We start from the raw sequence: 18,539 nt of genomic DNA on the forward strand, positions 1-18,539 counted from the left end.
AGCATGCGAACGGTCCGCATCCGAGTTTCTGTGAGCAACGCCGCGCGGTCTCTTGAGATAGGGTCTGGCCATGACTGTTGCGACGATTCCCGCTCCGGCGTTCGCGATCGAGACGTTCCGGCTCGCCAACGGGCTGCGGGTGGTCCTGGCCCCCGATCCCGGAGCGCCGGTCGTCGGGGTGGCGGTGGTGTACGACGTGGGCATGCGCTCGGAGCCCGAGGGCCGAACCGGATTCGCGCACCTGTTCGAGCACATGATGTTCCAGGGCTCCCACAACGTCGGCAAGGCCGAGCACATGCGGCACGTACAGTCTGCGGGCGGCACGTTCAACGGCTCGACCCACATCGACTACACCGACTACTTCAACCTGCTGCCTTCTGGCGGCCTGGAGCTGGCCCTGTTCCTCGAAGCCGACCGCATGCGGGGTCCGGCGATCACCGAGGAGAACCTGGAGAACCAGGTCAGCGTCGTCAAAGAGGAGATCCGGGTCAACGTCCTCAACCGCCCCTACGGCGGCTTCCCGTGGCTCAAGCTCCCGCCGGTCATGTTCGACACCTTCCCCAACGCCCACGACGGCTACGGATCCTTCGGAGACCTGGAGGCGGCCACGGTCGACGAGGCCCAGGCGTTCTTCGACGCCTTCTACCCGGCCTCGAACGCGGTTCTGTCAGTCGCCGGCGACTTCACCGTCGAGACGGCCCGCGACCTGGTCGAACGCCACTTCGGCGACGTGCCGGCGCGGCCCGCGCCGGTCCACCCGTCGTTCGCGGAGCCGAACTTGGACGCCGAGCGCAGAGAATCCTATGTGGATGAGCGGGCGACGCTGCCGGCCGTCGCCATGGCCTGGCGCATCCCCGACCCCGTGACCGAGCTCGCCGAGTTCCTGCCGTACGTCGTCCTCGGTGAACTGCTCACCGACGGCGACGCCTCCCGCCTGGTCGAGCGCCTCGTCCATCGCGACCGCGTCGCCACCGCCGTGGCCGCCCACGCCACCTTCATGGCCGAGCCCTTCGCCTCCAGGGGCCCGACCGCGCTGCTCATTCAGGCGTTCCTGCCGCCGGGCGGCGACGTGGACACCGTCATGGCCGGCGTCCACGAAGAGCTCGCGCGCGTCGCCGAAGGCGTCGACGAGGCCGAACTCGGCCGAGTCAAGGCCCGCGTCGCCGCCCAGCTCCTGCGCAGCGACGACTCCGTCATGGGCCGCTCGCGGCGCCTGGCCACCGCCGAGGTCTTCCACGGCGACGCGACCATGGCCACCCGCTTCGCCGTGCTCCTCGGCGAGGTCACCGCCGAATCGGTCGCGCGTGCGGCCGCCGCCCTGACCCCGAACCGGCGCGCCGTCATCGAAGTCGTTCCCGGAGGAAACCAGTGAGCACAGCCATTCCCGGCCTCGCGCCGGAAGTCCCGCTCGCGCTGCCGACGCCGGTCGAGCGCGCCCTGCCCAACGGCCTGTCGGTCAGCCTGGTCCGCCGCCCAGGCGTGCCGCTCGCCGAGGTGCGGCTGTCGGTCCCGGCCGCGCACGCCGACCTCGCCGTCGCCGACATGCTCGCCGCCGCCCTGTTCTCCGGCACCGAGGGCTCGACGATGACGCAGATCGCCCAGCGCCTCCAAGGCGTCGGCGGCGCGCTGGGCGCCGGTGCCGACCCCGACCGGATCGCCGTTTCCGGCAACTGCCTCTCCAGCGGCCTCGCCGAGCTGCTCGATGTGCTCGGTGAAATCCTCACCGCCGCCGACTATCCCGCCGAGCCGCTGGCGGTCGAGCAGTCCCGCATTATCGACGGGCTCTCCGTCGCCGAGCAGCAGCCCGAGTTCCAGGTCTCCCGCGCGCTCGACGCCAGGCTGTGGGGCGACCACCCCTACGGCCACCAGCAGCCGACCGCCGCCGAGGTCGGCGACGTCGACCGCGGCGCGGTGCTCGCGCTGCACGCCTCCCGCGTCCACCCGGCCGGGGCGCGCCTGATCATCGTCGGCGACATCGACCCCGACGGGGCCTGGGCCGCCGTCGAGAAGTCCCTGAGCGCGTGGAACGGCGCCGGGGAGCCGAGACGCATGGAGCCCCTGCCGAGTCTGAAGCCCGGACCGATCGTACTGGCGAACCGGCCCGGCTCGGTCCAGTCCGCGATCCGCGTCGCCTACCCGGCCGTCGCGCGCACCCACCCCGACAACGCCGCCCAGCACCTCGCCAACCTCATCTACGGCGGCTACTTCACCTCGCGCCTGGTCATGAACCTGCGCGAGTCAAAAGGCTACGGATACTCTCCTAGATCCAGAGTCGATCACTCACCCGCGGGGTCGGTGCAGCTCACCAGCGTCGACGTGGCCACCGAGGTCACCGCCCCGGCGCTCGCCGAGATCGTGGCCGAGCTGCGCGGCATGGCCGAGAACCCGCCCGACGAGGCCGAACTGGACCTGGCCCGCCGCTACGCGCTCGGCTCCGTGAAGCTCGCCACCGCCACCCAGTCCGGCATCGCCGGCTACACCTCCGCGCTGGCCGCCTGCGGCCTGCCGCTGTCTTGGCTCGCCGAGCACTCCGAGCGGCTGCGCGCGGTCACCGCGGCCGACATCAAGCGGGTCGCCGCCGAGCGCATGAATCCCGACGGTGCGGTCTCGGTCATCCTCGGCGACGGTGAGCACGTCACGGGCCCGCTCGCCGACTCCTCCGAGATCGAGGTCCTATGACCCGCCCGCCCTTGGCGATCGACGCGCTCGACCGGCGCGCGGAGCGACGACACGAACCCGAATGGCTCGACGACGCCTGGCAGCGGGCCCAAGTCGTCGTCTTCGACCCGGTCTCCGAACACATCGACGCCGACGAGGAGGGCCTGCACTACTTCGACGCCGCGACCGCACCCAAGGGTGAGCGCATCTACCTCGGCGGCGAGGACCCGCCCGTCTTCGCCGTCTGGGCGAGCGTCCCCGACGGCCTGAACGCCCGGTGGATCGGCGGCGCCTGGGACGAGCGCGATCTCGCGATCGCCGTGCAGGCCATCGGCATGATGCACTGGCGCGCCACCTACCGGTACCACCCGACCACCGGCGAGGAGCTGGCCCCGATCCGAGGCGGCTGGGAGCTCGTCGCCGACGAGGGCCGCACGGTCTTCCCGCGCACCGACCCGGCCGTGATCGTCCTCATCGACGACGGCGCCGACCGGGTCCTGCTCGCCCAGCACCGTCGATACGGCTCGCAGAGCAATTCCACGCCTCGGCAGGCGTCGACGAGGAAGGGCCGCTACGCGTGCATCGCCGGGTTCGTCGAACCGGGGGAGTCGGCAGAGGCCGCCGTGCACCGCGAGGTCGGCGAGGAGATCGGCATCAAGCTCGACTCGCTCGCCTACGTCTCCAGCCAGCCGTGGCCCTACCCGCGCTCGCTCATGCTCGCCTACCGGGCCAGCGCCGACGCGGGCCAGGAGCTGCGCCTCCAGGACGACGAGATCAGCGACGCCCGCTGGTTCACCCGCGAGGAAGTCCGTCGCATGTGGATCGAGACGGATTCGTCGACGCCGAGCGCGGTGAGGATCTCGATCGCCCGGTTCCTCATCGAAGACTGGCTGGAGGAACGCTAGGCGGGGGCTCCGGCGAGATCGGCGTCCTCGTCGGGAGCGGTGCGGCGCTTCGCGACCGCCCGCTGGGCGGTGAAGACGCCCGCGATGACGACCAGGCCGCCGATGATCTGCGGTGCCGTCAGGGCCTCGCCGAGCAGCGCCCAGGCCGCCAGCGCGGCCACGACGACCTCGGCGTAGCCGATGGCCCCGGCCACCGGTGCCGCGAGGAACCGCAGCCCGGACAACCCGAGCGTGTACGCGACGGCGGTGCTTGCAATGAGCGCGGCCAGGCTCGCCAGGCTCGTGGTCGCGAAACCGCCGAGGGCCACCCCGGTCGACAGCGACGCCCAGTTCATCGCCCACGGCGCGGCCAGCGGGGCGAGGGCGATCGTGCCGACGGTGAAGCCGACGGCGAGCAGGACCCGGACGTCGACCTTCGCGGTCAGGCGTTCACCCGAGAGGAAGTAGGTGGCCTGGCAGGCCGCGGCGGCGGAGCCGGCCAGCAGCCCGACGGCGTCGAGGCGCAGGCCGGACCAGACCTCGACGACGATGCACAGTCCTGCGATGGACAGCAGCGCGCCGACGACGGCGGGGCGCGGCAGCGGATTGCGGCGCACGAACTTGACCCAGGCGACCACGACGATGGGGCCCATGAACTCCAGAAGCAGGGCGATGCCCACCGGGAGGCGTTCGACGGCGATGAAGTAGAAGGCCTGGACACCGGCGATCGCGATGAGTCCGAACACGGCGAGCGCGCCCAACGGGGGCCTGGGGCCGTGGCGGCGGGCCCGCATGAGCGGCACGATCGCGACGGCGACCGCGAGGAGGCCGACGCCGAGGACGCGCAGCCACGTCACCTGGATGGGCGTCAGTCCCGCCTGGATGACGACCTTGCCGAGCGGGCCGCAGACGCCGAAGAAGGCGGACGCCAACAGTATGAGGGCGACGCCGAGGGCGGCTCTGGGCGACGACATCAGGCGGCTCCAGTGGGTGCTGAGGATCGGGAAGCGAGCGTATCCGGCGAGCCGGACGGTCGGCCTGCGTCGAGAGGGCAGAGAAAAGGCCCGGGACGGATCCATCCCGGGCCTGAATGCTTGGCTGCCACCCCTCGAAGCAGCCAAGCAAGCTTGCGGCTTAACTATAGAGCATGTTACCGGCTCTGTGTCCTAAACGTGACCATAGTCTCGGCATATGGCACAAGTCAAGACCCGAGCTTGGCTTTTACCTCCGCCGGCGACGGGTTGGCAAGCGCGGTACCGTCATCGAATCGCAATGCCGGTAGTGCTTCCACCCGGACGCGTAGCCCTGGGGTCGGCTCGGTGCCGGAGTCGTATGCGCTTGCTCTGAGCTGGGGCCCGCGAATCAGCGCGCCGATGTGGGTCGTGGGCCGACAACGTCCACACCGCCGAGTATTTGGCAGCCCGCACCCCAGCAGACCGCTGTCGGGTTTGTCAGCGTCAAGTCTTCACTGGAAGGGACGGTTCCTCGAACCGTCGGGACGGTATGCGGTGCCTCGGTTCCACCTCCCGGGTGCGGCTTCGGGCCGAGCAGCGCAGCCGGCGCGACGGCCGGGCGCGTGAACGGCGGCTTCCGCGGCCGGGCTCGCCCTGCCGCGGATAACGTTCTCAGTGCGCGGTCGCCTCAGATCTGCGATATGTGAGAATGCCTCACAAAGACGGTTCGGGGCAGCGGCGCCCCGGCCACATCCGGCAGTGAACACACCCGGCATCGTTCACTGCCCCCCATTCGCGGAGCGGATCGAAAACTCCGCGGGCATCACATGAGCCAGGAGCAGTATGTCCAAACACCGCCTGAAGTACGCCATGGGCCGACGCAGTTTCATCCGGGGCGGGATCATCGGCGGCGGCACCGCCGCGACCGGCCTCGTCGGCGTCTGGCTCGCCAACCGTCCAAGCGACGTCGATGGCACCGCGGCGCCCACGGCCGGCAGCAGCCACTCTCCCACGAGGGAGGGACCCGTCTCTCCCAGCGCGAGCCCCTCCACCGAACACTTCGGCAGTTCGGGCACCACCGGCCGCGGCGATGCCGTGCCGAACGAACCCGACCATCCTCGGATGCTCCACACCCAGGCCGACTTCGACCGAATCTCCGAAAAAGTCGATGCGGGCGAGGAGCCTTGGGCCGGCGGCTGGAACCGGCTCACCGGCAACGGCCGATCCCACAGCGACTGGTCGCCCCGGCCGCTGGAAAAGGTGGTCCGCGGAGGCGAAGGGTCGAACTACGGGCAGATGTTCACCGACATCCACGCGGCCTACCAGAACGCGCTGCGCTGGCGCGTGAGCGGAGACACCGCCCATCGAGACTGCGCGGTGAACATCCTCAATGCCTGGTCGGGGAGGCTGAAGGAAGTGACCGGCAATGCCGACCGCTACCTGGCCTCGGGCATCTACGGCTACCAGTTCTGCAATGCCGCCGAACTCGTCCGAGACGTCGACGGGTTCGACCTCGGCCGGTTCGCCGACATGGTCACCGGCGTCTTCTACCCGCTCAGCGAGCGATTCCTCAACGAGCACAACGACGCCTGCGTGACCAACTACTGGGCCAACTGGGACCTGTGCAACATGGCCAACATCATGGCCTGCGGCATTCTCACCGACGACGAGTCCCTGTTCGATCGCGCCGTCGACTACTTCTGGAACGGCGGCGGCAACGGCGCGATCGAAAACGCCGTCCCGTTCGTCCACGACGACGGCCTCGCCCAGTGGCAGGAGAGCGGCCGGGACCAGGCGCACACCCTCATGGGCATCGGCCTGATGGCCGACTTCATGGAGATGGCCTGGAACCGGGGCGTCGACCTCTACTCGGCACGGGACAACGCCTTCGCCAAGGCCGCCGAATACGTCGCCCGCTACAACCTCGGCAAGGACGTCCCCTACACCAAGTACACCTGGGGCACCGGCCAGAACTGCGACTACCGCGAACAAACGGTGATCTCCGAGAACGCCCGCGGACAGGTGCGCCCGGTCTGGGCGAGGGCCTACCACCACTACGTCGGTCGGCAAGGCCTCTCGATGCCCAATGTGGCCGAGATGATCGCGCAGAACGGCCCCGAGGGCGGCGGCGGAGACTACGGCCACGACTCCGGGGGCTACGACACGCTCGGATTCGGCACCCTCACCTGCTCCCGGTTAGGAGCGACTCCGTTCAGACCCACTCCTCGCAGACGAGGGAGGCAGGCCCCACGGCTTGCCTCCTCATGCCTCATGAAGCCGCTTCGGTGGTCATCCTCACGCAAGATCCAGCGCGAAGGCGTCCATCACCTGCTGCACGGTGGGATTGGTGAGGGCGACCTCCTCGCCGGAGGGGGCGAAGCCGCGCACCGTGGGCACGGTCTGGTTGCCGCCGTTGACGCCCATGACCCACTCGGCCGCCTCCGGATCGTCCTCGAGATTGACCTCCTTGTAAAGGATGCCCTCCCTGTCGAGCCCGATCTTCAGCCGCCTGCAGTAACCGCACCAGGTGGTGCTGTACATGGTGATCATGGATCCTCCTTCGTCAAGAACGATAACGCTATACACCCCCGGGGCATTCCGATCCGCATGTCGACCGGCGCACATTCGGGTCCGGCCGGGCGGGCGGGCCCCGGATCGTGTCGCACGGCTCTGCGACACTGTCGGGGTGACTTCGCGCGACCAGGACCTCGATGCACTCCTAGCCGAACTCGACCCTGAGCAGCGCGAGGCGGTGACCGCCGACCCCGGGCCGGTGTGCATACTCGCCGGAGCCGGCACCGGCAAGACCCGCGCGGTCACCCACCGGATCGCCTGGCGGGTCCTCCGCGGCGACATGCGCGGCCAGCACGTCACCGCCGTCACCTTCACCGCCCGCGCCGCAGGGGAGATGCGCGACCGCCTGCGCACCCTCGGCGTCTCCGGGGTCAACGCCCGCACCTTCCACTCCGCCGCGCTGCGCCAGCTCCGCTACTTCGGCGCCCGCCACTTCGGCGGCGGCACACCCGACCTGGCCGACTCCACGCTCAAGTTCGTCGCCATCGCCGCCGCTCGCGCCGGCCTCAAGACCTCCCGCGCCAAGAACTTCGACCTCGCCACCGAGATCGAATGGGCAGCGTCCTCCCTCATCGGCCCCGACGACTACGTCGCCGCCATCGCCAAGATCGGCCGTGAGGCCCCGGCCGCCCCCGAGGACGTCGCCAAGGTCTACGCGGCCTATGCGGAGGGCAAGCGGCGTGCCGGCGTCATGGACTTCGCCGACGTCCTCGCCCACACCGCCGACATGATCGCCGAGGACGAGGCCGCCGCCGACCGCATCCGCAGCCAGTACCGCTTCTTCGTCGTCGACGAGTACCAGGACGTCACCCCCCTGCAGCAGCGCCTGCTCGACGCCTGGCTCGGCGACCGCGACGACCTCACCGTCGTCGGCGACGCCAGCCAGACCATCTACTCCTTCACCGGCGCCACCTCGAAGTACCTGCTCGACTTCACCCGCCGCCACCCGGACGCGGCCCTCGTGCGCCTCGTCCGCGACTACCGATCCACCCCGCAGGTGGTCGGCCTCGCCAACCAGATCATCGCCGAGTCCAAGGGCCGCGAGGCCGCGATGCGGCTCGAACTGGTCGGCCAGCGTCCGAGCGGCCGCGAAGTCTTCGCCGAGACGTACAAGGACGAGGCCGAGGAGGCCGAGATGGTCGCCCGGCGCTGCTCCCAGCTCATCGCCGACGGCACCAGCGCCTCCGAGATCGCCGTCCTCTACCGCACCAACGCCCAGTCCCAGGCCTACGAGGAGGCGCTGGCCTCCTACGGCGTCCCGACCGTAGTCACCGGCGCGGCCAGGTTCTTCGATCGGCCCGAGGTCCGCCAGGCCGTCGTCGCTCTGCGGTCGGCGGCCAAGGCCGACATAGGCGCCCTGCCGCTTCGCGAAGCGGTCCCGGCCGCGCTGGAGGCCGTCGGCTGGCGGCCCGGGGAGCCGCCCTCCGGCGGCGCCCAACGAGAGCAGTACGAGGCGGTCACCGCGCTGGCCGGTCTCGCCGAGCAGTACGAAGGCTCGACATTGGAGGAGTTCTGCGCCGAGCTGGGCCGCCGCGCCTCCGATCAGCACGCCCCGGCCGTGGAGGGCGTGACCCTCGCGAGCCTGCACTCGGCGAAGGGCCTGGAGTGGGACGCGGTGTTCCTCGTCGGGTTGGCCGACGGGACGCTCCCGACGACTTTCGCCCGCAGCGACGAGGCCCAGGAGGAGGAGCGGCGGCTCCTCTACGTCGGCATCACGCGCGCACGCGAGTGGCTGCAACTCTCCTATGGACTGTCGCGGAACCCCGGTGGGCGCGAACGCAAGCTGAGCCGCTTCCTCGCCCCGCTCGGCCTCGGCGGCTTCCCGCGCGCGCCCGAGCCCTCGGCCCCCGGGCAGCGGCAGCGCACCAAGAAGGCCGCGAAGGTTCTCGACTGCTCAGGCTGTGGCAAACCCCTGACCGAAGCGAGGGACCGCAAGCTGGGGCACTGCGCCGACTGTCCAGCGACAATGGACGAAGAGCTCTTCGAACGACTGCGCGAGTGGCGCATCGCGGTCGCCAAGGAAGGCGGCAAACCCGCCTTCACCGTTTTCACGGATGTGACCTTGATCGCGATAGCAGAGCGGTGTCCGGCATCCGACACGGAGCTCGCCTCCCTGCACGGCATCGGCAAATCCAAACTAGACAAGTACGGCCCGGCCGTGTTGTGCCTGGTGAACGGTGGTTCGGTAGCGGATTCCCTCACGATCTCGAGTGAAGAGACCTGAGCCGTGCGACCGCTTGCAAGAAATTTCTTCGGCGAGTCGCCGAAAAAGGCGTTGCGCCCGCGAGGCAAGCGGGCGTAGCGTTATCGATTGCCGGGTGAGGTGTGCGCCTCATCGCCCGGCAGAGGAGATGAAGTAGTCATGGCCACCACGGATGAAGGAAGGAGGGACTGACAGTGATGTTGACCAAAGACATTGAAGGCAACGAAGCGGTTACGGCGATGCCGTCTGCTGCCGTCTATTGGCTGCTCGCGCCCGTCCCCGCCTCGCTCCGTGGCACAAGTGTGCCCTCCGACGTCATCGAACCCACGACGGTCGAGGGCACGACGGATGTCCACAACACCGATATCGGCGTTGCCACGTTCGTTGAGCGTGCTTGGAACGGCATCGCACTCGGTCTGTCCGAGTGGGGCCGGCCGGGCACCGGACTCGACAAGCGCCACGGCGCCACCCGCGGGAGACCGCCTCGAGAACATCTGAGGAGCTTATAGAAGCTCGATCGGACCTCTCGAGGCCGCGACTCCCGCCACAGGGATCGCGGCCATTTTTTATGGCATCAGCCAGGTCGCGAAGCCCACAACCAGGCAAAGCACGAGACGAGACAGATTGCGAAGCAGTTGAGTCCTCAACAAACACGCATGCGACCAGTTGAGATGCCGAACGAGATGAGAGAGGAGACCGAGTTCATGACCGACACCCTCATCGGACCTGAGCTCCGCGAGCAGGCCTGCGAGACCGGCAGCGACCTGCCCTGCCGTGAGTACGACGCGGACCTGTGGTTCTCGGAGTCCCCCATGGAGCTCGAATTCGCCAAGTCCCTGTGCGCCGATTGCCCGGTGCGCGTGGCCTGCCTCACCGGCGCCGTGGAGCGGCACGAGCCGTGGGGCGTCTGGGGCGGCGAGATCTTCGAGAAGGGCGCCGTAGTCGCCCGGAAGCGGCCGCGCGGTCGGCCCCGCAAGGACGCCGCCGTCATCGAGCAGGCCGCGCAGGCCGAGCTCGAAGCGCGGACGGCCGAACTCGCGCTGGCGGGGGTGAATGTGTCGTGACGGTCGAGCACCTGAGCCGCCACCTCAAGCGTGACGTCGGCTCCCAAGACCTCGGACTCCCCGCAGGGGAGGTCGAGAGCGGTCGGGCTCTCAGCACGGCGAACCTGCTGTTCGGACGCGTGGGTCGCATCCGAATGCGGAGTCTATGGAAAGAAGCCGGGCATTCCAGGCTTTGACGCCGCTGAGGATGCGTTGGCTTAGAGGGGTCCATCCCGTTCGGGATGGGCCCCTCTTGTCATGCTCGGCCTTCGTCGTCAGAGCGAGTCGGATCGGCGAAGCCGGGAAGCCACTCCTCCAGGATGTCCCGCCAGCGGCCCCTGGCGCCGAGCTGGCACAGCACCCCGATCGAACCCATCGTCACGCGGTGGATGAGCAGGTACGACGGCGGGAAGCTCAGCTGCTTGTTGAGCTTCGCGGCCTCGGACCCCTGGCTGGTGAGCCGTGCGCTCTCCTTGCGCAGCCACTCGCGGGAGAACTGGAACTCCTCGGCGGCCAGCGGCTCCAGCATCGGCAGCAGGAAGTCGAGCATCGCCTGCGCGTCGATTTCGAGGTCGGGCGGCACGAAGCCCTCTTCCCGGAGTCCGTCGACGACCTCCTCGGCCTTGCCCTCCAGCGTGAGCTTCGTCAATCGACCCACATGTATCGGCATGCCGCCCGGCATCCGGGCCGCCGCTCCGAAGTCGTAGACGATGAGGCGCCCGTCGTCGCCCAGCGCGAAGTTCCCGGGGTGGGGGTCGGCGTGCAGGAGTCCGGCGCGCTCGGGCGCCGAGAAGTGCAGCGTCGTCAGCAGCATCCCCGCCCGGTCGCGCATCTCAGGCGTGCCCTCGGCGATGATCTCGGCTATCGGCGTCCCGACCATCCATTCGGTCACGAGCACTTCGGGGCCGGCGTGGACGACCTCGGGGACGCGGATCCGGTCGTCGCCCCGGTAGGCCTCGGCGAACCGGCGCTGCGTGTCCGCCTCCAGCTCGTAGTCGAGTTCTTCGAGGATCCGCTCGCGAAGCTCCACGGTGAGTTTCTTGACGTCGAAGTTCGGCTGCAGCACCTTGAACAGCGGCGCGAGGCGCGCGAGCTGGCGGAGGTCCGAGCGCAGCGCGTCGCCGGCGCCGGGATACTGGATCTTGACGGCCACCTCGCGGCCGTCGTGCCAGACCGCGCGGTGGACCTGGCCGATGCTCGCCGCCGCGGCAGGCTTGTCGTCGAAGTGCGTGAACTGCTCGCGCCAGTCCGCGCCGAGCTGGCCTTCGAGCACGCCGTGGACGCTGGCGGCCGGCAGCGGTGGCGCGGCGCTCTGCAGCTTCGTCAGCGCCTGCCGGTAAGGGGCGGCGAGGTGCTCGGGGAGCGCCGCCTCGAAGATCGACAGCGCCTGGCCCAGCTTCATCGCCCCGCCCTTGAGCTGGCCTAGCACGCTGAACAGGTGCTCGGCGGTGCGCCGCTGCGCCTGCTCGCCGAGGATCTCGTCGGCCAGACCGGTGACTCGCTTGCCGAATCCGACCGTGGCGCGCCCCGCCAGCCCCAGCGGCAGGGAGGCGAGCTTCATGCCCCGTGAGAATGCTCGCCGGGGGAGGTCGTCCCCTGAATGGGTGTTTCCATGCCTGTCGCTCACATTCCCCATGTTCTCACGCCGGGGCCGGAAAACGCCCCCGCGAATGCGAGAGGGACGCCTGCGGGTACCTCGCACGGGTGAAGCGGCGCGCCTGGACTTACACGCGTGAAATTTGTGGCATTCTGAGGCCGGACGGTTGCACAGCGTGACCGTTTACATCAAGGGGGAAGTCAGTGGCTCAAGCAACCGAGACCTACAACGGCTACTGCGTCAAGTGTCGCGAGAAGCGTGACTTCGAGGGTCACGTGGTCGTGTCCGATTCCGGTCGGCGGATGGCGAAGGGGACGTGCCCGGTCTGCGGCACCAAGATGAACCGGATTCTCGGCAAGGCGTCGTGATCGCGGTTGCGGGGCTGACTCACGGCTCGCAAGCGTCGCCAAAAGGTAGCCCGCCCCTCGCTGAATCCCATAATTCGGGAAACTGGCGAGGGGATTTTTCATGACATTCACACTTCTATCCACATAATCACGACTTTCGTGTTATGCGATTGTCACCCTCAGGGATTAATGTGCGTTCATGGCGCGCAAAGTCCATCCCCCCGTTGAGGTGCGGCGCTCATCCCGGCGCCGTGCCACTGTAGCGGCCTACGAAGAACGAGGCCGTGTAGTCGTCATGATCCCCGACGCCTTCTCGGAGTCCGAGGAACGCGAGTGGATCGATCACATGCTCGAACGATTGCGTCGCCGCCAGGCCCGCGACGGCCGGGCGAGCGACTCCGCACTCAGGGCCAGGGCCGTCCGGCTCGCCAGGCGCTACTACCCCGACCACCCCGATTGCGCTGCCCCGGCCAGCGTCAAATGGGTCGACAACCAGCAGCGGCGCTGGGGCTCGTGTACGCCCGACGACGGCACGATCCGCCTGTCGAGGCGGCTCACGATGATGCCGTCGTGGGTCATCGACTACGTTCTGCTCCACGAGCTGGCCCACCTGGTCCACCCCGACCACTCGCGGCCGTTCTGGGAGCTGGTCGGGCGATACGCCAAGGCCGAGCGGGCGCGCGGCTACCTCGAGGGGATCGCCGACGCCGAGGGCGCATAGCCTCGGCTACCGGTCGTCGTTCTCGTCCTCCTCGGGCGGCTTCGGGTCGTTCACCGCGAGCTGGTCGAACATCGACATGTCGAGGTCGCCCAGCGCCTCGGAGACGCTCGCGAAGCCCTCAGGGTGCTCAAGATCGGCCGCGCTCGGCATCAGGTCCGGGTGCGCCCAGACCGCCTCGCGTCCCTCGATGCCGCGCGCCTCCGCCAGGAATTTCCACAGCTGGCTCGCCGCCCGCACCTTCGCCGGGTCGAGCTGGAGCCCGACGAGCGCGTCGAAGGTCTGCTCGGTCGGCCCACCGCTCGCGCGCCGGCGCCTGGCCGACTCCAGCAGCCGGTCCATCGTCGGCAGCCGCTCCGCGGCCGCGTCCGAGACCACCACGTTGATCCAGCCGGTGATGAGCGCCAGCGTCGTGCCCAGGCGTGCCAGCGCCGCCTTCTGCTGCTCGGTGTCCTCGGGCTTGAAGATCTCGCTCAGTTCCATCGTGGCCGCGACCTCGGGATCGGTCGGGTCGATGTCCGCCATGGCCTCTTCGATGGCCGCCTCGTCGATGCGGATCTCGCGCGCGTACGCCTCCAGCGCACCAAGCAGGTGCGAGCGCAGCCACGGCGCGTGCGTGAACAGTCGGTGCGCCGCGGCCTCTCGCAGCGCCACGAACAGCCGCACTTCCTCGACCGGGAGCTCAAGGCCCTCCGAATAGGCGGCGATGTTGTTCGGCAGCAGCGCCGCGACGCCGGTCTTGCCCAGCGGCAGCCCGACCTCGGTGGAGGAGAGCACCTCGCCGGCGAGCTTCGCGAGCGCCTGGCCCATCTGCGCGCCGAACAGCGCCGAGCCGACGCCCTTCATGAGGTCGGCCATCGGGCCGAGCATCCCGGACATCTCCTCGGGCACGAGCGTCTGCATCGCCTCGCCCATCTGGGCGGCGAGCGGCTCGGCAAGCTGCTTCCAGGATTCCTCGGTCTGCGCGATCCACTGCTTCCGCGTCCACGCGTCGGTGGCCGAGACGCCCGAGGGCCAGTCAGTGGCGCCGTCGAGCCAGAGGTCGGCGAGGCGCACGGCTTCGGACACCGCGGACTGGTCGGCCGGCCCCACGGTGTTCTCCGAAGCGAGCTCGGACTCGGCGAGCTGCCTCGCCAGCTGCCAGTTGACCGGTCCTGACGACAGCGACTGAGCCATCATCTGCTGCAGCTGCTGCATCATCTGCTGTACCCGCGGGTCGTTCGGGTCGGGTAGGTCGCCGCCCAAGTTGCCGAAACCGAATGGAATGTCGGAGCCCATGCGCCAACCGTACGTCAGAGACTCGCCTGAAAACCACGGCCTGGCGATCTACGGCGCAGGGTGCCCACGCTCGTAGCTGAAAGGACGATGCCCACGCCTTCATGGCGGGAAGCCCACATGGCTTGCGCCATGTAGGTTCCGCCCTCCTTCGTCGGGCGAGCCCGCTGCGCGGGCCTTCCCGCCATGCTGCGCCTTCCTGCTTCATGGCGGGAAGCCCACATGGCTTGCGCCATGTAGGCTTCCCGCCATGAAGAGGCGCGGAATAACCGTCTTGCTCGGCGCGGCACTGGTGGCCCTGCTGACCTGGCAGTCGCTGTCGATGGACGTCGCGTACGTGGTCATGGGCCCTGGCCCTACTGAGGACGTCCTCGGCGTGGTCACCGACGAGGATGAGACTGAGCAGCAGATCATCAGCGCCGACGTCGAGTACGACACCAATGGCGAACTGCGCCTGACCACGGTGCGAGTCAAGCAGAGCGTCACGCTCGCACAGGCATTGCGCTTCTGGATGTCCAATGAGAATGCGATCATCCCGCGCGACCTGGTCTACCCGCCCGGCCAGTCGCAGGAGGAGATCAGCGCCGAGCAGGAGGCCGACTGGGCCGAGTCCCAGACGAACGCCGAGCAGGCCGCTCTCGACTTCCTCGGCCAGCCTGCCGAGATCCTCGTCGTCTCCGACGGCGCCGGCCTACTCGAAGGCGACGCCGTCCTCCAAGTCGACGGGACCGTCGTCGACTCGCTCGATGATCTCGAGAATTTCGCGGACAGCGAAACCGACGTCATCGTCGAACGCGACGGCGCCGAGACCACCGTCGAAGCGGTCACCCTCGGCGACGCCGAGCTCGAAGTCACCCGCGAAGACCCCTTCGGCATCGAGATACACACCGAGGCCCTCGACATAGGCGGCCCCTCCGCCGGCCTCGTCTTCGCGCTCGGCATCGTCGACCTCGTCGAAGCCGAGGACCTGGTCGGCGGCCTCACCGTCGCCGGCACCGGCGAGATCGACGCGGAAGGCAACGTCGGCGGCATCGGCGGCATCCAGCAGAAGATCATCGCCTCCTCGGAAGCCGGCGCCGAAGTGTTCCTTTCGCCCGCCGCGAACTGTCCGGACGCCGCTTCGGTAGCGCCCGACAACATGACTATTGTCAAGGTAGAGACCCTCGCGGACGCAGTCTCGGCACTGAGGTCCATCAACGCTGGTGAACAAGTCGAGACCTGCTGAAGCCCTGCGTCGGCTCGATGAGACACAAAGGAGTTGCTTAGAGTGGCGAACCGGACGCCCACGCCCCCACGTATGAGCCGACGAGGACGCTACGTGCTGATTCTCCTCGTGGGCGCCATAGTGCTGCTGTCAGTGCTGGGATGGCTGGTCAGCCTCCGCACCAACTATCTGTGGTACGACTCGGTCGACTACACGACCGTGTTCTCCACGATGATGTGGACGAGGATCGGCCTGTTCGCGGTGTTCGCCTTCGCGATGGCCGCGTGGGTCGGCGTGAACCTCTACCTCGCCTGGCGCTTCCGCCCCGACACCTGGCCGGCCACCGCCGAACAGGAGGGGCTCGAACGCTACCGAGAACTCATCTCCCCGCGCGCCGGCTGGTGGATCGCAGGCTCCGCCGTGGCCGTCGGCATCTTCGCCGGCATGTCCGCCCAATCCCGCTGGGAAACGTGGCTGCTGTTCCGCGAAGGCGGCGAGTTCGGCTGGGAGGACCCGGTCCTGGGCGTCGACGCCGGCTTCTACATCTTCCGGCTCCCGTTCTGGGAGTTCCTCATCGGCTTCGGCTTCGCGGCCGTGGTCGTCGGCATCCTCGCCTCGCTCGGCGCCTACTACCTGTACGGGGCGCTGCGCTTCTCCGGCTCCGGCGACCGCATGACCAACGTCGCCCGCATCCACCTGTCGATCCTGGTGGCGCTGTTCCTCGGACTCAAGGCCGTCGCCTACTACTTCGACCGGTTCAACTTCACCGTCCAGGACAACGAGGTCACCAACATCGTCGGCGGCGGCTACACCGAGATGACCGCCCTCATCAACGCGAAGAACGCGCTCATCTGGGTCTCCGTCATCGCGGCCCTGGTCATCCTCGTGTTCTCCTGGGGCTTCACCCGATCCCTGGCGCTGCCGGGCGCAGCGCTCGGCCTCGTCGTGGTCACCGCGATCGCAGCCGGTGGCATCTACCCGGCCGTGGTCCGCAACTTCCAGGTCGAACCCAACCGGCCCCAGCGTGAGGGACCGTACGCGCAGCACACCATCAACGGCACCCGCTACGCCTTCGACATGGAGAACCTCGCACAGGAGACGTACACCGTCGCCTCCAGCCCGAACGCCGAGCAGCTGGAGACCGACACCGGAACGGTGCCGTTCACGCGCCTGATCGACCCGTTCATCGTCTCCGACGCGTTCACCCAGCGCCAGCAGCCGCGAAGCTTCTACGACTTCAACGACAAGCTCGACATCGACCGGTACACGTACACCAACGAGGACGGCGAAGAGGTCACCGAGGACTTCGTCGTCGGCCTCCGCGAACTCAACCCCGATGAGCTCACCGGCGAGCAGCAGGACTGGACCGTCCGACACACCGTCTACACCCACGGGTGGGGCTTCGTCGCGGCGCCGACCGGCGACAACTGCGCGGGCGGCCCGTTCTTCATGAACGGCGTCATGCGCTCCGACGACGCAGAGGCCGGCCAGTGCGAGGCCACCGACGACTTCCTCGACGTCGAACAGCCCCAGGTCTACTACGGCCTGCTCAACAACGACTACGCGATCGTGGGCGTCCCCGAGGGCGATACCCCGCGCGAATACGACCGGCCCGCCGACATCGCGGTCTCCACCGAGGACTCCGACGACCCCGAGGCCGAGGAGATCGGCTCCGACCGCTACACCACCTACCAGGGCGACGGCGGCGTCGAGATCGGTTCGATCACCAGGCGGCTGCTGTACGCCTGGGAGTTCCAGGAGCCGAGGTTCCTGCTGTCCGACCAGATCAACGAGGACTCGCAGCTGCTGTACAACCGGAACGTCCGCGACCGCGTCGAGGCCGTCGCCCCGTTCCTGACCGTCGAGTCCGACCCGTACCCGGCCGTCGTCGACGGCGAGGTCGTGTGGATCGTCGACGGCTACACCACGACGAACAACTTCCCCTACTCCGACCGGGTCAACCTGGCCCAGGCCACCAACGACACCTACTCGGGTTCGGGCGTGGCCAACCAGACCTCTGAGGAGATCAACTACATCCGCTCGTCGGTGAAGGCCGTCGTGAGCGCCTACGACGGCTCGGTCGAGCTGTACGAGTTCGACGAGGAGGACCCGATCCTCCGGACGTGGAACGAGATCTACGGCGGCGACCTCGTCACGCCGAAGGCGGACACCCCGGCCGAGCTCGCCGAGCACTTCCGCTACGCCCAGGACCTGTTCAAGGTGCAGCGCAACATCCTCCAGCGCTACCACGTCGACGAGTCCCGGACGTTCATCGAAGGCGGCGAGGCCTGGGCGGCCCCGGACGACCCCTCCCGGGGCAACGCGGTCACCCAGCCGGCCTACTACGTGTTCGCGCAGTACCCGAGCCAGGAGCAGTCGTACTTCCAGTTGACGAGCACGTACGTGCCGCGCAACCGCGAGAACGCGCTCGCCAGTCTCATGTCGGCCTATTACGACGAGAACGGCGATCCGCAGCTGGTGCTGTACGACGTCGCCGGCGGCGACGACCAGTCGGTGGGGCAGGTCCACCAGATCATCACCTCGACCACGGACGTCGCCGAGGAGCTGAGACTCTTCCAGCAGCAGGGCACCACCGTCGAATGGGGTAACCTGCTGGCGCTGCCGGTCGGCGACGGGATCCTGTACATGGAGCCGATGTACCTGCGCCGCCAGTCCGGCGGCGAGGGCACGACGCTGCCGCTGCTGCGCCGCGTCGCGGTCAGCTACGGCGGCTATGTCGGCTACGCGGAGGGCTTCGAGGAAGCGATCGACTCGGTGGTGGAGCAGTACGTCTCCGGGGCCCCGACGGCAGTCGAGGAGATCGAGGAGGATCCGGACGCCGAGGGCGAGGAGCCGCCGGACGAGCCCACGGACGAGGCGCCTACCACGGAGGCGCCCGTTGAGGACCCGCCGGAGGTCGCCGAGGCGATCGACAACGTGCTCACCGCCCAGCAGGCATATGAGGACGCGCAGTCGAGCGGCACGAACGAGGAGATCGGCCGGGCGCTGGACGACCTGTTCCGGGCGCTCGACGAGCTCCAGGCCGCCAGGGAGGCGGCCGGGGAGTAACCGGATGAGCGATG

At 68.7% G+C, this 18,539-nt stretch carries 14 protein-coding genes and 1 pseudogene; 11 read left to right on the forward strand and 4 right to left on the reverse strand.

What is annotated here, in order from left to right:
* The first annotated feature begins 64 nt into the window (after nt 1–64).
* The 3 genes from L0U85_RS15930 to nudC are packed head-to-tail and all read left to right on the forward strand — an operon-like array spanning nt 65 to nt 3,563.
* Complete coding sequence (locus tag L0U85_RS15930; protein WP_347177462.1) at nt 65–1,372, forward strand: pitrilysin family protein; 1,308 nt, start codon at nt 65–67, stop codon at nt 1,370–1,372.
* A complete protein-coding gene (locus L0U85_RS15935) occupies nt 1,369–2,679 on the forward strand; it encodes a pitrilysin family protein (RefSeq protein WP_241378746.1) in 1,311 nt (436 codons plus the stop codon). Before L0U85_RS15930 ends, L0U85_RS15935 begins: the two co-directional genes overlap by 4 nt.
* Nucleotides 2,676–3,563, forward strand: a complete 888-nt coding sequence (nudC, locus tag L0U85_RS15940; protein WP_241378747.1) for an NAD(+) diphosphatase — start codon at nt 2,676–2,678, stop codon at nt 3,561–3,563. Before L0U85_RS15935 ends, nudC begins: the two co-directional genes overlap by 4 nt.
* Here nudC and L0U85_RS15945 read toward each other — a convergent pair.
* Nucleotides 3,560–4,516, reverse strand: a complete 957-nt coding sequence (locus tag L0U85_RS15945; protein ID WP_241378748.1) for a DMT family transporter — start codon at nt 4,514–4,516, stop codon at nt 3,560–3,562. The two genes, nudC and L0U85_RS15945, sit on opposite strands and share 4 nt — an antisense overlap.
* A 1,101-nt stretch (nt 4,517–5,617) precedes the next feature.
* On the opposite strand from L0U85_RS15945, the pseudogene L0U85_RS15950 reads away from it, so the two are divergent.
* Nucleotides 5,618–6,406, forward strand: a pseudogene (locus tag L0U85_RS15950) (alginate lyase family protein); the annotation flags it as partial.
* 384 nt (nt 6,407–6,790) lie between these two features.
* Here L0U85_RS15950 and L0U85_RS15955 read toward each other — a convergent pair.
* Complete coding sequence (locus L0U85_RS15955; protein ID WP_347177463.1) at nt 6,791–7,045, reverse strand: glutaredoxin domain-containing protein; 255 nt, start codon at nt 7,043–7,045, stop codon at nt 6,791–6,793.
* Nucleotides 7,046–7,181: 136 nt separating this feature from the next.
* Here L0U85_RS15955 and L0U85_RS15960 point away from each other — a divergent pair, with 136 nt between their 5' ends.
* From L0U85_RS15960 to L0U85_RS15970, 3 genes are all read left to right on the forward strand, one after another.
* Nucleotides 7,182–9,293, forward strand: coding sequence for an ATP-dependent DNA helicase UvrD2 (locus L0U85_RS15960; RefSeq protein WP_241378749.1), 2,112 nt, complete (start codon nt 7,182–7,184; stop codon nt 9,291–9,293).
* A gap of 176 nt (nt 9,294–9,469) precedes the next feature.
* Entirely contained in the window at nt 9,470–9,781 is a 312-nt protein-coding gene (locus L0U85_RS15965) for a hypothetical protein (protein ID WP_241378750.1), read from the forward strand.
* Between the two features lie 195 nt (nt 9,782–9,976).
* Nucleotides 9,977–10,336: a WhiB family transcriptional regulator gene (locus L0U85_RS15970; RefSeq protein ID WP_277605906.1), complete on the forward strand. Its 360-nt coding sequence runs from the start codon at nt 9,977–9,979 to the stop codon at nt 10,334–10,336.
* Between the two features lie 235 nt (nt 10,337–10,571).
* Here the strand turns inward: L0U85_RS15970 and L0U85_RS15975 are convergent, their stop codons facing one another.
* Entirely contained in the window at nt 10,572–11,876 is a 1,305-nt protein-coding gene (locus L0U85_RS15975; RefSeq protein WP_241378751.1) for an AarF/ABC1/UbiB kinase family protein, read from the reverse strand.
* A gap of 239 nt (nt 11,877–12,115) precedes the next feature.
* Between L0U85_RS15975 and L0U85_RS15980 the strand changes: the two genes are divergently transcribed.
* Nucleotides 12,116–12,280 carry a DUF5679 domain-containing protein gene (locus L0U85_RS15980; protein WP_168801475.1) on the forward strand — a complete coding sequence of 55 codons (165 nt, stop codon included), beginning with the start codon at nt 12,116–12,118 and terminating at the stop codon, nt 12,278–12,280.
* Between the two features lie 178 nt (nt 12,281–12,458).
* Entirely contained in the window at nt 12,459–12,980 is a 522-nt protein-coding gene (locus tag L0U85_RS15985) for a M48 family metallopeptidase (RefSeq protein WP_347177460.1), read from the forward strand.
* Nucleotides 12,981–12,986: 6 nt separating this feature from the next.
* Here the strand turns inward: L0U85_RS15985 and L0U85_RS15990 are convergent, their stop codons facing one another.
* The gene (locus L0U85_RS15990) at nt 12,987–14,255 is read right to left on the reverse strand and encodes a zinc-dependent metalloprotease (protein WP_241378753.1); all 1,269 of its coding nucleotides are present in this window, start codon (nt 14,253–14,255) and stop codon (nt 12,987–12,989) included.
* Nucleotides 14,256–14,502: 247 nt separating this feature from the next.
* Between L0U85_RS15990 and L0U85_RS15995 the strand changes: the two genes are divergently transcribed.
* On the forward strand, nt 14,503–15,477 hold the full coding sequence (locus tag L0U85_RS15995; protein WP_241378754.1) for a S16 family serine protease: 975 nt from the start codon (nt 14,503–14,505) through the stop codon (nt 15,475–15,477).
* A 72-nt stretch (nt 15,478–15,549) separates the two neighbouring features.
* Nucleotides 15,550–18,525 carry a UPF0182 family protein gene (locus tag L0U85_RS16000; RefSeq protein ID WP_241378755.1) on the forward strand — a complete coding sequence of 992 codons (2,976 nt, stop codon included), beginning with the start codon at nt 15,550–15,552 and terminating at the stop codon, nt 18,523–18,525.
* The last annotated feature ends 14 nt before the right edge of the window (nt 18,526–18,539 follow it).

This window comes from Glycomyces sp. L485, from assembly GCF_022548875.1.
GTDB lineage: Bacteria > Actinomycetota > Actinomycetes > Mycobacteriales > Micromonosporaceae > Glycomyces.